General features: G+C 68.9%; 14 protein-coding genes. 4 read left to right on the top strand and 10 right to left on the bottom strand.

All coding sequences use genetic code 11. From position 1 onward, the window contains the following. Positions 1 to 169: 169 nt before the first annotated feature. The 3 genes from A8G18_RS19230 to A8G18_RS19220 all read right to left on the bottom strand — a co-directional run bounded on the left by A8G18_RS19230 (position 170) and on the right by A8G18_RS19220 (position 4,182). Positions 170 to 2,455: a polyribonucleotide nucleotidyltransferase gene (locus A8G18_RS19230; RefSeq protein WP_064065131.1), complete on the bottom strand. Its 2,286-nt coding sequence runs from the start codon at positions 2,453 to 2,455 to the stop codon at positions 170 to 172. Between the two features lie 324 nt (positions 2,456 to 2,779). Further along, entirely contained in the window at positions 2,780 to 3,049 is a 270-nt protein-coding gene (rpsO, locus tag A8G18_RS19225; protein WP_016933072.1) for a 30S ribosomal protein S15, read from the bottom strand. A 167-nt stretch (positions 3,050 to 3,216) separates the two neighbouring features. Further along, positions 3,217 to 4,182 (bottom strand): bifunctional riboflavin kinase/FAD synthetase, encoded by a 966-nt coding sequence (locus A8G18_RS19220; protein WP_084421974.1) that lies wholly within the window; start codon positions 4,180 to 4,182, stop codon positions 3,217 to 3,219. A 157-nt stretch (positions 4,183 to 4,339) separates the two neighbouring features. On the opposite strand from A8G18_RS19220, the gene A8G18_RS19215 reads away from it, so the two are divergent. From A8G18_RS19215 to A8G18_RS19200, 4 genes are read left to right on the top strand one after another with little or no spacing between them, the layout of a single operon-like run. Beyond that, complete coding sequence (locus A8G18_RS19215; protein ID WP_064065129.1) at positions 4,340 to 5,227, top strand: metal ABC transporter substrate-binding protein; 888 nt, start codon at positions 4,340 to 4,342, stop codon at positions 5,225 to 5,227. Beyond that, complete coding sequence (locus tag A8G18_RS19210; protein WP_064065128.1) at positions 5,224 to 6,021, top strand: metal ABC transporter ATP-binding protein; 798 nt, start codon at positions 5,224 to 5,226, stop codon at positions 6,019 to 6,021. The genes A8G18_RS19215 and A8G18_RS19210 overlap by 4 nt, the downstream gene beginning before the upstream one ends. Then, entirely contained in the window at positions 6,018 to 6,911 is an 894-nt protein-coding gene (locus A8G18_RS19205) for a metal ABC transporter permease (protein ID WP_064065127.1), read from the top strand. Before A8G18_RS19210 ends, A8G18_RS19205 begins: the two co-directional genes overlap by 4 nt. A gap of 20 nt (positions 6,912 to 6,931) precedes the next feature. Beyond that, positions 6,932 to 7,624, top strand: coding sequence for a metal-dependent transcriptional regulator (locus A8G18_RS19200; RefSeq protein WP_064065126.1), 693 nt, complete (start codon positions 6,932 to 6,934; stop codon positions 7,622 to 7,624). A 136-nt stretch (positions 7,625 to 7,760) separates the two neighbouring features. On the opposite strand, the gene truB is transcribed toward A8G18_RS19200, so the two are convergent. The 7 genes from truB to A8G18_RS19165 are packed head-to-tail and all read right to left on the bottom strand — an operon-like array spanning position 7,761 to position 13,585. Beyond that, on the bottom strand, positions 7,761 to 8,684 hold the full coding sequence (truB, locus tag A8G18_RS19195) for a tRNA pseudouridine(55) synthase TruB (protein WP_064065125.1): 924 nt from the start codon (positions 8,682 to 8,684) through the stop codon (positions 7,761 to 7,763). Next, entirely contained in the window at positions 8,684 to 9,346 is a 663-nt protein-coding gene (gene npt / locus A8G18_RS19190; RefSeq protein ID WP_064065151.1) for a 4'-phosphopantetheinyl transferase Npt, read from the bottom strand. Before npt ends, truB begins: the two co-directional genes overlap by 1 nt. Positions 9,347 to 9,387: 41 nt before the next feature. After that, the gene (locus tag A8G18_RS19185; protein WP_064065150.1) at positions 9,388 to 10,326 is read right to left on the bottom strand and encodes a metallophosphoesterase family protein; all 939 of its coding nucleotides are present in this window, start codon (positions 10,324 to 10,326) and stop codon (positions 9,388 to 9,390) included. Positions 10,327 to 10,331: 5 nt separating this feature from the next. After that, positions 10,332 to 11,744 carry an MATE family efflux transporter gene (locus tag A8G18_RS19180; protein ID WP_425337711.1) on the bottom strand — a complete coding sequence of 471 codons (1,413 nt, stop codon included), beginning with the start codon at positions 11,742 to 11,744 and terminating at the stop codon, positions 10,332 to 10,334. A gap of 2 nt (positions 11,745 to 11,746) precedes the next feature. After that, the gene (locus A8G18_RS19175) at positions 11,747 to 12,754 is read right to left on the bottom strand and encodes a DHH family phosphoesterase (protein WP_064065152.1); all 1,008 of its coding nucleotides are present in this window, start codon (positions 12,752 to 12,754) and stop codon (positions 11,747 to 11,749) included. 28 nt (positions 12,755 to 12,782) lie between these two features. Continuing rightward, entirely contained in the window at positions 12,783 to 13,241 is a 459-nt protein-coding gene (gene rbfA, locus A8G18_RS19170; RefSeq protein WP_064065124.1) for a 30S ribosome-binding factor RbfA, read from the bottom strand. A 53-nt stretch (positions 13,242 to 13,294) separates the two neighbouring features. Continuing rightward, on the bottom strand, positions 13,295 to 13,585 hold the full coding sequence (locus A8G18_RS19165) for a DUF503 domain-containing protein (protein ID WP_064065123.1): 291 nt from the start codon (positions 13,583 to 13,585) through the stop codon (positions 13,295 to 13,297). Positions 13,586 to 13,728 lie beyond the last annotated feature (143 nt).

The raw sequence follows: 13,728 nt of genomic DNA, 5'->3' as shown, positions 1-13,728 counted from the left end.
CCGGTGCCCGGGACGCACTTCGGAAGATCCTCGCCTTCGCGACGTCCGGCCGTGACACCCGGTGGTCGCCGGGCCGGAAACGACGCACCCGTGGTGCCCGAACGAATGTCGGGCACCACGGGTGCGAGTTCAGGCGCCTACCGGAAACCGGCAGGCGGCCGGGTGAGAATCAGGACTCGGCGCCCTCGCCGGTCGCAGTGGCCTCGGCCGATTCGTCCTCGACGGGAACGAGGCTGATCTTGCCGCGGTTGTCGATGTCGGCGATCTCGACACGGATCTTCGATCCGACGTTCACGACATCCTCGACCTTGGCGATGCGCTTGCCGTTGCCCAGCTTGCTGATGTGCACCAGTCCGTCGCGGCCGGGGAGCAGGGACACGAACGCGCCGAACGCCGTGGTCTTGACCACGGTGCCGAGGAAGCGCTCGCCGACCTTCGGCAGCTGCGGGTTGGCGATGGCGTTGATCTTGTCGATCGCGGCCTGCGCGGACGGGCCGTCCGCCGCACCGACGTAAACGGTGCCGTCATCTTCGATGGAGATGTTGGCGCCGGTCTCCTCGGTGATCGAGTTGATCATCTTGCCCTTGGGGCCGATGACCTCACCGATCTTGTCCACCGGGACCTTGATGGTGGTGATGCGCGGAGCGAACTCGCTCATCTCGTCCGGGGCGTCGATGGCCTCGGCCATGACCTCGAGGATCGTGGCGCGGGCGTCGTGGGCCTGCGAGAGCGCACCGGCGAGCACCTGCGAGGGAATGCCGTCGAGCTTGGTGTCGAGCTGCAGGGCCGTGACGAAGTCCTTGGTACCGGCGACCTTGAAGTCCATGTCGCCGAAGGCGTCCTCCGCACCGAGGATGTCGGTGAGGGCGACGTACCGGGTCTCGCGGGAACCGTCCTCGAGCTCGATCTCGTCGGAGACCAGGCCCATCGCGATACCTGCGACGGGAGCCTTGAGCGGCACACCGGCGTTGAGCATCGACAGGGTCGAGGCACACACCGAACCCATGGAGGTCGAGCCGTTGGAGCTCAGGGCCTCGGACACCTGACGGATCGCGTAGGGGAACTCCTCCTGGCTCGGGAGCACCGGCATCAGGGCGCGCTCGGCGAGCGCGCCGTGGCCGATCTCACGACGCTTCGGGGAGCCCACACGACCGGTCTCACCGGTGGAGTACGGCGGGAAGTTGTAGTGGTGCATGTAGCGCTTGCTGGTCTCGGGGCCGAGCGAGTCGACCTGCTGCGCCATCTTCACCATGTCGAGAGTGGTCACACCCATGATCTGGGTCTCGCCACGCTCGAACAGCGCCGAACCGTGAGCACGCGGCACCACGGCGACCTCCGCCGAGAGCGCGCGGATGTCGGTGACACCGCGGCCGTCGATGCGGAACTGGTCGCGCAGGATGCGCTGACGCACGAGCTTCTTGGTGAGCGAGCGGAAGGCCGCGCCGATCTCCTTCTCGCGACCCTCGAAGTTCGGGGCGACCTGCTCGAGCACCTCGACCTTGATCTCGTCGGTGCGGTCGTCGCGGTCCTGCTTGCCGGCGATGGTGAGCGCCTCGGCGAGCTTCTCCGACGCTGCGGCCTCGACCGCGGCGTACACGTCGTCCTGGTAGGCCGGGAACAGCGGGAAATCGCCGGTCGGCTTCGCGGAGGCGGCGGCGAGCTGCTGCTGCGCGATGCACAGGCGGGCGATGAAGGGCTTGGCGGCCTCGAGGCCCTCGGCGACGATCGTCTCGGTCGGCGCCTGCGCACCACCGTCGACGAGCGCGATGACGTTCTCGGTCGCCTCGGCCTCGACCATCATGATCGCGACGTCGGCGGTGTCCGGGTCGTCGGCTCCGCCGACGATCCGGCCGGCGACGACCATGTCGAAGACGGCGTTCTCGAGCTGCTCGACGGTCGGGAACGCGACCCACTGGCCCGACTTGTTGTCGTCGGAGGTGATCAGCGCGACACGCACACCGCCGACGGGGCCGGAGAACGGCAGGCCCGCGAGCTGGGTGGACGCGGATGCGGCGTTGATGGCGACGACGTCGTAGAGGTCGTTCGGGTTCAGGCTCAGAACCGTGACGACGACCTGGATCTCGTTGCGCAGTCCGTCGACGAAGGACGGGCGCAGCGGCCGGTCGATCAGACGGCAGGTGAGGATCGCGTCGGTGGAGGGGCGTCCCTCACGACGGAAGAACGAGCCGGGGATGCGACCCGCGGCGTACATGCGCTCTTCGACGTCGACCGTCAGCGGAAAGAAATCGAAATGCTCTTTGGGCTGCTTCGACGCACTGGTGGCGGAGAGCAGCATGGTCTCGTCGTCGAGATAGGCGACGACCGAACCGGCGGCCTGGCGAGCGAGGCGGCCGGTCTCGAAACGGATGGTGCGGGTGCCGAAGGCACCGTTGTCGAGCGTCGCGGTGGTCTCGTAGACCCCTTCGTCGATCTCGACTGCGGTAGTGCTTGTCATCTGTATGTCTTCTCTTCCCTCTTCGTCTTCGCCGTACCCACGCGGGCGCCGCGACCCCCGTGGCCACGGCTGCGCACCGACTCACGGAGGCGGTCGTCGATCGAAACCCTCCGGCGGATTCGGGATACGACACCCGACGGGACCGGAAGGTCACTACCGAGGACCGACACCGTCGGTGCATACGGATCATCGCCTCTGGAGGCGATGGAAGTCGCCGGCCGAACCGGCACAAACACCGGCAGCCAACGAGGCCCAGTGTAATGGGTCCCCCGTCGGCTGCCGGAAAAGATCAGCGAATGCAGATCAGGTCGTGTCGTGTCCGCGTCAGCGACGCAGACCCAGACGCTGGATGAGCGAGCGGTAACGCTCGACGTCGACCTTCTCGACGTACTTCAGCAGGCGGCGACGACGACCGACCAGCAGCAGCAGGCCGCGGCGGGAGTGGTGGTCGTGCTTGTGCTGCTTGAGGTGCTCGGTGAGGTCCACGATGCGCTTGGTGAGCAGCGCCACCTGCGCCTCGGGGGAACCGGTGTCGGTCTCGTGGAGGCCGTACTCGCCGAGGATCTGCTTCTTCTGGTCGGTGGTCAGAGCCACTGGGTCACTCCTGTACAACTGACGTCCGCGTGACGGAAGACGGACGAAGTCCGCCCGGTACGGCCGCCGCGAACCGCAGCACGCACCGACTGTCCAGCCTATCAGAGACGGTGGGGCCCTCGCCGAGCCTGCGTGCAGTGTCATCCGTTCCGACGACACGAACGTCGCTACGCGGTGTCCGTGAGAACCTGTCGTGCGCGTTCGGCGTCGCGGTGCATCGCGGAGATCAACGCTTCCACGGAATCGAACTTCTCCATGCCCCGCAGCCGCTCGACGAAATCGACCGCCACGTGCTGGCCGTACAGATCGGCCTTCTCGTCGAGGACGAACGCCTCCACCGTGCGCTTGCGTCCGGAGAAGGTGGGATTGGTGCCCACCGAGACTGCCGCGAGGTAGCGCTGACCGGCGGCCAGCCCCTCGACGGGCGAACCGGAGTCGAGCACGGTGAACCAGGCCGCGTAGACGCCGTCGGCGGGGATCGCCGCGTAGATCGGCGGGGCGACGTTGGCGGTCGGGAATCCGAGACCGCGTCCGCGACCGTCGCCGTGTACGACGACGCCCTCGACCCGATGCGGGCGCCCGAGCGCGTCCGCGGCCGCGGCGACGTCACCGGCGTCGACGCACGAACGGATGTACGTCGACGAGAACGTCACGGCGTGCTCGGCGACCAGTGTGAGCCCCTGCACCGCGAACCCGAAACGCTCGCCGATGGAGCGCAGCATGTCGACGGTGCCGGCCGCCTTCTTCCCGAAGGTGAAGTTCTCCCCCACGACGACCTCGGCCACGTGCAGTCGCTCGACGAGGATCTCGTGGGCATACCGCTCCGGCGAGAGCTTCATGAACTCCGGGGTGAAGGGCATGACGCAGAAGACGTCGATGCCGAGTTCCTCGGCGAGTTCGGCCCGTCGCGCCAGAGTGGTGAGCTGTGCGGGATGGCTACCCGGGCGGACCACTTCCATGGGGTGGGGATCGAAGGTCATGAGCACGGCGGCCACACCGCGCGCGCGGGCCGCTTCCACGGCACGCGCTATGAGCTGCTGATGGCCGCGGTGTACACCGTCGAACACACCGATCGTGAGTACACACCGACCCCAGTCCGCGGGAATTTCGTCCAGACCTCGCCATCTCTGCACATCGGCAGCCTACGGCGCGTGCGCGGGTGGGGCACGTTCGGCTGTGCCACGGCGTGGCCGCGTGACGCTGACGGCCGTGCGAATGCATAATTTCGGTGTGCCGAACTTTTTGTCGACAGCCCGCAGAACATGCACCGTACGTTCCCACGCCGGCCGCGTGGTCGCCGCTCTCGCGGCCACCGCCTGTGCCGCCGCCCTCGCGGCGTGCTCGACCACAGGTTCCGCCGACGACCGCCCCCTGGTCCTCACCACCTTCACGGTGCTCGCCGACATGACTCGGAACATCGCCGGTGAACACGTGCGGGTGGAGTCCATCACCAAGCCCGGCGCGGAGGTCCACGGCTACGAGCCCACACCGGGCGACCTGCGGTTCGCGACCGACGCCGACCTGATCCTGGACAACGGACTCGGTCTCGAACGATGGTTCGAGCAGTTCGTCACCGATGTCGACGCCGAGCACGTGGTCGTGAGCGAAGGTGTGGATCCGCTGCCCATCGGTGAGGGCGCGGCGACGGGACCGTACAACCCCCACGCCTGGATGTCCCCTCTCGCGGCCCGTATCTACGTCGACAACATCGCCACGGCACTGGCCGATCTCGCGCCCGAGCACGCGGACGACTTCACGGCCCGCGCCGAGGCGTACACCGCCGAACTCGACGGTCTCCACGCCGAACTCGTCAGCGCCCTCGACGAGGTTCCCGCGAATCGGCGGGCACTCGTCACCTGCGAGGGGGCATTCAGCTATCTCGCCCGCGACGCCGGCCTGCAGGAGGCCTATCTGTGGCCGGTGAACTCCGATCAGCAGGGCACTCCTCAGCAGATCGCCCGCACCGTCGATTTCGTACGCACCAACGAGGTGCCCGCGGTGTTCTGCGAGTCGACCGTCTCGGACAAGGCGCAACGGCAGGTCGCGGCCGACACCGGAACCGAATTCGGCGGGATCCTCTACGTCGACTCGCTGTCCGAGCCGGACGGGCCCGTGCCCACCTACCTCGATCTGCTCCGACACGACATCGACGTCATCACGACAGGACTGGGCTCATGACCTCGACACTCGACGCACCTGCACTGTTCGTCGACGACCTGACGGTGCGCTACGACACCGTTCCGGCCCTGCAGGACGTCACCCTGAAACTCGCGCAGGGCCGCGTGTGCGGACTCGTGGGCACGAACGGCTCGGGTAAGTCGACGCTGTTCAAGACCATCATGGGTCTGGTGCGGCCCACCTCGGGCCGCGTCACCATCGGCGGTGCCACCACCGCCGCGGCGCGGCGCCGCACACAGGTCGCCTACGTGCCGCAGTCCGAGGCGGTCGACTGGAACTTCCCGATCGGTGTGCGCGACGTCGTCATGACGGGACGCTACGGCCACCAGGGCTTCCTGCGCCGACCGCGTCCCGCCGATCACGAAGCCGTCGACGCCGCACTCGACCGCGTGGGCATGACCGCGCTCTCCGGCCGTCAGATCGGGCAGCTCTCGGGCGGCCAGCGCAAGCGTGTCTTCGTGGCACGGGCGATCGCGCAGGGCTCGCCCTTGCTGCTGCTCGACGAGCCGTTCGCGGGGGTCGACACCACCACCGAGCACGCACTGACCGCCGTCATCCGCGAACTGGCCGCGAGCGGCCACGCGATCCTCGTGGCCACCCACGATCTCGCGGGCCTGACGCAGCTGTGCGACGAGGCGGTGCTGCTGCAGCGCCGCGTCCTCGTCCACAGCTCCCCCGAGGAGGTCCTGCGCCCGGAGAACCTCGCCCGCGCCTTCGGCGCTCCCCCACCGGTGAACGGTGGACGAGCCGAGGACCTCGCACGGGAGACATACGCACAGGAGGCCGGACGATGATCGACGTGCTGATCGAACCCCTGCAGTACGGCTTCATGCAGCGCGCGCTGCTCGTGGCCGTCGCCGCGACCGTCGTGTGCGCCCTGCTCAGTTGCTGGCTCGTGCTCATCGGCTGGTCGCTGATGGGCGACGCGGTCTCGCATGCCGTGCTGCCCGGCGTCGTGCTCGCCTACCTGGTAGGAGTGCCGTTCGCGCTCGGCGCACTGGTCTTCGCCGGGATCGCCGTGGCGTTGATCTGGCTCGTCCGCGGAACGAGCCGCGTGAAGGAGGACGCCACCATCGGCATCGTCTTCACGACGCTGTTCGCCCTCGGCGTGGTGCTGATCTCGAAGAACCCGAGCCAGATCGACCTGCACCACGTGCTGTTCGGCAATCTGCTCGGCCTCGCCACGGGCGACGTCTGGCAGGTCTCGATCCTGGCGGCCGTCGTCCTGGCCGTGCTCGTCGCGAAGCGCCGCGATCTGACGCTGTTCGCTTTCGACCGCGTCCAGGCACACACGCTCGGCCTGTCCCCCGCCGCGTTGTCGGCACTGCTGCTGTCGCTGCTGGCGGTCACCATCGTCAGCGCGCTGCAGGCGGTCGGCGTGATCCTGGTCGTCGCGATGCTCATCATCCCGGGCGCGACCGCATACCTGCTCACCGACCGGATGGCCCGGATGCTGGTGATCGCGCCGGTGCTCGCCGTGATCGCGTCGGTGGTCGGTGTGTACACCAGCTACTACACCGACGCCGCGACCGGCGGCGTGGTGGTGCTCGCCCAGGCAGTGGTCTTCACCCTCGCGTACCTGTTCGCGCCGCGGCAGGGCGTCGTCACCCGATTCGTCACGCGCCGCCGGTCGCCGGAGGGCGTGAAGACGAGCGAGCCGACGGAGAGCGTGATTCCCGGGTGACGGTTACCTAAGCTGGACGCGTGCCTGAGAGTAACGAGACCACCGCGACCGAACTGCTGTCCTCGGTGGCGCAGGACTATCTCAAGATCATGTGGACGGTCCAGGAGTGGTCCGGAGACAAGATCTCGACCAAGCTGCTCGCGGAGAAGCTCGGCGTGTCGGCGTCCACCGTGTCCGAAGCGGTGCGCCGCCTCGCGGATCAGGGACTCGTCGACCACGAACGCTACGGTGCGATCTCCCTCACCGACGAGGGGCGCCAGGCCGCGGTGGCGATGGTCCGCCGCCACCGCCTCATCGAGACGTTCCTCGTCCGCGAGCTCGACTACGGGTGGGACGAGGTCCACGACGAAGCCGAGATCCTGGAACACGCCGTCTCCGAACGGATGGTCGCGGCGATCGACGCCAAACTCGGTCATCCCGAACGCGACCCGCACGGCGACCCGATCCCGTCACCCGACGGCACGATCCCCTCACCGCCGGCGCGCGCCCTGAGCGAGTTCCGCGACGGCGACCACGGACGGGTGGCCCGCATCTCCGACTCCGACCCGGCCATGTTGCGCTACTTCGACGAGGTGGGCATCGCGCTGGACACCGACATCACCGTGCTCGAACGCCGAGACTTCGCGGGCACCATCTCGATTCGGGTGGGCAGGACCGAAGGACCCACGATCGATCTCGGTCATCCGGCGGCCGAGGCGATCTGGCTCGTCTGACCCCGTCCGGGGCAGAACTCACAACGCAGGCGGAGCTCACGACACAGGCAGGCTCACACCAGCAGCAGAAGGCTCACAACACCGTCGTCGGCCGACAGTGTTGCGAGCCCGCGGTCCGTGTGGCGGGCCTGTCCGATCACATGTTGGCGGGCCGCACCACGAAGACGGCCGACGCGCGGCTGCCCTTCTCCTGGAGCAGCGCCGCTGCCCGTCCCCGGGAGTCGACGGCGGCGTAGACACCGCGCAGTCCGACGGGTTCGAGCCAACGGCCGTTCGCGAGCAGACCCGCCTCCTCGTCGCTGATGGTCCGGCACTCGAAGGCGGTGCGTACCGCCGCGTCGATGTCCAGGCTCGGTGTCGGATCGTCCGCGAGCTGCTCGAGCGTGCGGGCGTGCCCGAGGTCGAACGGGCCGACCTGCGTGCGGCGAAGCACGGTCAGGTGACCACCGACTCCGAGGGCCGCACCGAGATCGCGTGCGAGCGCGCGGATGTAGGTGCCGGACGAGCAGTCCACGTCGACGTCGAGGTCCACGAACCCGTTCTCGGGCACATCACGGCGTGCGCGGACGTCGAAGCGGGAGACCGTCACCGGCCGGGCCTTCAGCTCGACCGTTTCCCCCTCCCGCATACGGGCGTAGGCACGTTTCCCGTCGATCTTGATGGCGCTGACACTGGCGGGCACCTGCTGGATGTCGCCGGTCAGCACGGCGACGGCCTCGGCGATCTGCTCGTCGGTCACAGAGGTGGCGTCCGCCGTCGCGACGGTCTCACCTTCGGCGTCGTCGGTCACGGTGCTCTGGCCGAGACGCACGGTCGCGCTGTACGACTTGGTGGTCAGCGCGAGCAGCCCGAGCAGTTTCGTGGCGCGTTCGACGCCGAGGACGAGCACACCCGTCGCCATCGGGTCGAGTGTGCCCGCGTGCCCCACCTTGCGTGTGCCGAGCAGTCGGCGGCAGCGGGCCACCACGTCGTGGCTCGTCATGCCGGCGGGTTTGTCGACGACGAGCAGACCCGCACGGGCGAGAGCCGGATGTTCCTCCGGGGATACGGTGTCGTTCATCAGCGCACCGTGATCGCGGTGAGGACGAGACCGTCGGCGATCAGCCACCGGCCGTCGAAGCCGGTCAGCGGCTCCCCGTCGACGGTGTCGCCCGGAACGAGCAACCGCGAGTGGAAGGTACCGGTCGTCGCGTCCGCGCTGGTGTCACGTTCGAACGTGATGTGGGCGTCCTCGAAGCCCAGCCACCGCCGCGTGAGCGGGAACCACGCCTTGTAGGTGGCCTCCTTGGCGCAGAACAGCAGGCGGTCCCAGTACAGGTCGTCGCCGGCCGAAGCGAGCCATTCGCGTTCGGGTTCGAGGCTCACCGCGGGCAGCACCCCGTCGGGGAGCACGTCGTGCGGTTCGGCGTCGATGCCCAGCGAGCGGATCTGCAGCGAATAGCCCAGCACGGCACCGCGATAGCCGTCGCAATGGGTGAGGCTGCCGACGACGCCGCGCGGCCAGATCGGATCGCCGTTCTCTCCGCGCAGCACCGGCGCGGGGTCGACGCCGAGGGTGCGCATGGCCTCCCGAGCACAGTGGCGGGCACCGGCGAACTCACGTCGCCGCTTGTCCACCGCCCGGGCCACGAGCGGCTCCTCCTGGGGATGCGGCCGCAGTCCCGGTGGGTCCTCGAACAACTCGGCTGCAGCGACGCCGTCCGGCACGATGCGCCCGATCAGCGCCCCGGGCGTATCCGTCTTCTGCTCGGTGTCCGGTTCCGTCACCGCAACTCCTTCTCTCGTTGAGCCCGCATCTTCTCGACCTCGGCTTCCATCTCGGGGGTCACGGTGAAGTGACCGCCCCACTTGTTCAGGCTGCCCGGCGGATACGCCGGGACGGGGAGGATCTGCCGCAACGGCTGCTGCGGGAGACCGCGTCGCTGCCATTCGCGCGGATAACCGACCGAGACCTCCTCGAAGCGCACACCGTCGTAGTAGGTGGTCCGCGGAATGTGCAGGTGACCGTAGACGCTGCACAGCGCCCGGTAACGCAGGTGCCAGTCGGCCGTCTCGGTGGTGCCGCACCACAGCGCGAACTCGGGGTAGAACAGCATCCGGGTGGGTTCGCGTACCAGGGGGAAGTGGTTGATGAGCACCGTGGGCAGCGCGGGATCGAGCGCGTCGAGTCGCGCCCGGGTCTGCTCCACCCGTACCCGGCACCAGGTGTCGCGCGTGACGTACGGATCCGGCTTCAGCAGGAATTCGTCGGTCGCGACGACGTTGCGTTCCCGCGCGAGCGCGAGGCCGTCCGCCTTCGTCGTGGTGCCGTCCGGGAGGAACGAGTAGTCGTAGAGCAGGAACATCGGGACGAGCACCACCGGACCGTCCTCACCCTCCCAGATCGGATAGGGATCCTCCGGGGTGAGCACGTCGAGTTCGCGGCACATCGTCACGAGGTAGTCGTAGCGGGCGACCCCGAACATCTGCACCGGGTCCTTGGCGGTCGTCCACAGTTCGTGGTTGCCGGGCACCCAGACGACCTTCGCGAAGCGGCTGCGGAGCAGTGACAGCGCCCATCGGATGTCGTCGGTCTTCTCCGACACATCGCCCGCGACGATCAGCCAGTCGTCGGGCGACTCGGGATGCAGATCCTCGGTGACCGGCCGGTTGCCCCGATGGGCCACATGGATATCGCTGATCGCCCACAGCTTCGCTGCCACCGGCACTAACCTCCCGACTCGTCGTGGACACGCACCTGCCGGTCCGCACCCGTCACCGCCCATCGTCCCGAGAGCGTGCGCCATACGACGGCGATCATCCGGAACACGATGAACACCGTAAGCCCCGTCCAGATACCCGCCAGACCCCAGTCGTACGCGAGCGACAACCAGATCGACGGCAGGAACCCGAACAACGCCGAGGCCAGCGTCGCGGTGCGCAGGAACGCCGCGTCCCCGGCACCGAGAAGAACTCCGTCGAGCGCGAAAACGATTCCCGCGAGCGGCATGATCGCCACGAAGAACCACCATGCGACACCGATCTGGTCGAGCACCGCGGCATCGCCGGTGAACAGACCCGGAATCACGTCCCGGCCGAGGACGAAGATCACGGCCAGGACCGCGGCGAAGATCGCGGACCAGACCGACAGGCGCCACGCCAGCCGCGACGCGCCCCGCCGATCCGCCGCGCCGAGCGCGGCGCCGACGAGGGCCTGCGCGGCGATCGCCAGCGAGTCCAAGGTCAGCGTCACGAAATTCCACAGCTGCAGCACGACCTGGTGACCGGCCACCGCGGCGGCACCGAATCGGGCCGCCACCGCTGCCGCGGACAGGAAACACGCCTGGAACGCGAGACTGCGGGCGATCAGGTCGCGTCCGAGGCGCAGTTGCGCGCCGATCACCGTGGGGTTCGGTCGCAGCGGGACGCCCGACCGCAGCAGGGCGATCACGAACAGGACGGCCGTCACGGACTGCCCGATCACGTTGGCGACGGCGGAACCGACGAGTTCCCATCGGGGAGCTCCCAGCAGACCGTGGACCAGTACCGGGCACAGCACCGCCGACAGGGCGAGACCCGCGACGACGAAGCTCAACGGCCGCATCGTGTCCTGGACGCCGCGCATCCAGCCGTTGCCGGCCAGACCGACCAGGATGAGGGGTGCCCCGAACAGCGCGACACGCAGCCACGACACCGCCGCGTCGGCGATCTCGGCATCGCCCGCGAGCAATCGTGCGACGGGTCCGGCCAGCGCCTGACCGGCGATCAGGATCGCCAGTCCGACGATCATCGCGAGCCAGGTCGCCTGCACACCTTCGCCGACCGCGTCGCCGTGCCGGCCGGAGCCGTGGAAGCGCGCCGCCCGCGAGGTGGTCCCGTACGACAGGAACGTGAGCTGGGTGCTGACCTGTGCGAGGATCAGCCCGCCGATCGCGAGGCCTGCCAGGGGCAGAGCCCCGAGCCGGCCGACGACGGCGATGTCGAAGAGAAGGTAGAGCGGTTCGGCTGCGAGGACTCCGAGAGCGGGCACGGCGAGACCGAGGATGCGCCGTCCCGTGACGTCCGAGGTGAAGGACCCGTCGGGCGTGTCCGAGCTGCAGGACGCGCCGGGCGGATCCGGGGCGGCCGACCCGCCGGGCACCGTCAACCGAGCACGCCGCGCAGTGCGGCGACGATCCGATCGGGGTCGCCGTGGGCGGTGTATCCCGCGGCCAGGCGATGCCCTCCACCGCCGAGCACGGTGGCGACGGCCGACACGTCCACCGAGGTCTTCGCGCGCAGCGAGACGGTCCACTCCTCGGGAACGACCTCCTTGAACACCGCGGCGACCTCGGCTTCGGCGGTGGTGCGCACGATGTCGATGACGCTTTCGACCTCTTCCGGCCCGAGATGCGCCGAGTCGGCCCGTCGGACGAACGCGTAGACCAGTCCCCTGCCCTGCGCGGCGGCGCGGTCGAGCGTGGCCGTGGCCAGCACCGACGACAGCATCGGCAGCCACCCGAAAGGATGGGTGTCGAGCAGCACCCGTGTGATCGAGGTGCCGTCGATCCCCGTGGCGAGGAGACGCTCGGCGAGTCCGTGGGCCTGCGGGCGTCCCCACCGGAACGATCCGGTGTCGGTCACCAGTCCCGCGTACAGGCAGTGCGCGAGCGCGGCGTCGATGTCGACACCCCACGCATCGAAGAGGTCCGCGAGCACCATCGCCGTGGCCTCGGACTCCGGATCGATGAGGTTGTGGGTGCCGAACCGGGTGTTGGACAGGTGATGGTCGATCACCAGGACGTTCGGAGCAGTGTCCAGGCGGTCGCGCAGGACACCGAGACGGCCCGCGGTGCCGCAGTCGACGGTGACCACGAGATCGACTTCTCGGCGCACGTCCGCCACCGGGGTGACCAGGTGCCCGCCCGGCAGCGACCGCATCGACTCGGGCATGCTCGCGGGCGAACCGAAGGCCACCTGCACGGCGACCCCGCGCCGTTCGAGGGCGATCCCGAGAGCCAGACCGCTGCCGAGGGTGTCGGCGTCGGGATTGATGTGGCACAGCACCGTGACGGTGGCCGCCGCGTCCAGCAGAGCGGCGGCACCGTGCAGGTCGACGGATCCTGCCGGGACGAGCGGGACACCGGCATCGTCCCGGCGCGAGGGGATCACCGGCGGGTTCGACTCGGGCACCGGTGTGCTATTCGTCGTCGTCACCGGCGTCGCGCTCACGGGGCTCCTTGTAGGGATCGGCGTCGCCGGCCGGAACGGCACCTTCGCGAGCACGGGCGACCTCGTTGTCGGCGGCGCGAGCACGCTCGAGGAGTTCCTCCATGTGACGGGCCGTATCGGGGACCGTGTCGGTGACGAACGTCAGCGTGGGGGTGAACCGCACGCCCGTGCCCGCACCCACCTTCGAGCGGAGCACACCCTTGGCCTTCTCGAGCCCCGCGGCGGCGGCGGCGTGATCGGGTTCGGTGTTCAGATCCGCGCCCCGGACCGTGTAGTACACGGTGGCGTCGTGCAGATCCGCGGTGACCTTCGCGTCGGTGATCGTCACGAACTCGAGCCGCGGATCCTTGATCTCGAGATCGATGGCGGTGGCCACGATGGTGGCGATGCGCTTCGCGAGGCGGCGGGCCCGTGCTGGATCGGCCATGTCGTTCGTTCCCTTCTGTGGCCGCCGGCCGGCGGCCCGTCGTGCGGCCGGGATCAGTCCTCGGGCCCGAACAACCTGCGCCTGACCGACAGCAGATCGAGTTCGGGCCGCTGGGCGACCAGCCGCTCACACTTGTCCAGTATCTCCCCCACGTGCGCGAGATCGGAGGCGACAACCGCCACACCCACCCGCGCACGGCGGTACAGATCGTGTTCCCCGGTTTCGGCGACGGACACCCCGAGTCGGCGCAGTTCGGCGACCACCGGGCGGATCGCCGAGCGCTTCTGTTTGAGCGAATGCACGTCACCGAGCAGCAGATCGAGTTCGAGTGCTCCCAGGTACATCCGTTGCTCCCGTCATCGTCGACGCCTCGGTGCCGGTGCACCTCGACGGCCGACCGTGCCGACGGTGCGCCGGCCGAGTCGGGCATCCCGACACGCCCGTGGCGGCGAACGACGAATCGTTCACCGCCACGGCCGCGGGTGGA

This window comes from Rhodococcus gordoniae (assembly GCF_001646655.1).
Lineage (GTDB): Bacteria > Actinomycetota > Actinomycetes > Mycobacteriales > Mycobacteriaceae > Rhodococcus > Rhodococcus gordoniae.
The sequence above is the reverse complement of the archived record's forward strand: the minus strand, read 5'-3'. Positions and strand labels throughout refer to the sequence as shown.

Coding starts and splice junctions, on each gene's coding strand:
- A8G18_RS19230 (WP_064065131.1), bottom strand. CDS start 2,455: ATGACAAGCACTACCGCAGTCGAGATCGACGAAGGGGTCTACGAGACC.
- A8G18_RS19210 (WP_064065128.1), top strand. CDS start 5,224: ATGACCTCGACACTCGACGCACCTGCACTGTTCGTCGACGACCTGACG.
- A8G18_RS19205 (WP_064065127.1), top strand. CDS start 6,018: ATGATCGACGTGCTGATCGAACCCCTGCAGTACGGCTTCATGCAGCGC.
- truB (WP_064065125.1), bottom strand. CDS start 8,684: ATGAACGACACCGTATCCCCGGAGGAACATCCGGCTCTCGCCCGTGCG.
- rbfA (WP_064065124.1), bottom strand. CDS start 13,241: ATGGCCGATCCAGCACGGGCCCGCCGCCTCGCGAAGCGCATCGCCACC.
- A8G18_RS19165 (WP_064065123.1), bottom strand. CDS start 13,585: ATGTACCTGGGAGCACTCGAACTCGATCTGCTGCTCGGTGACGTGCAT.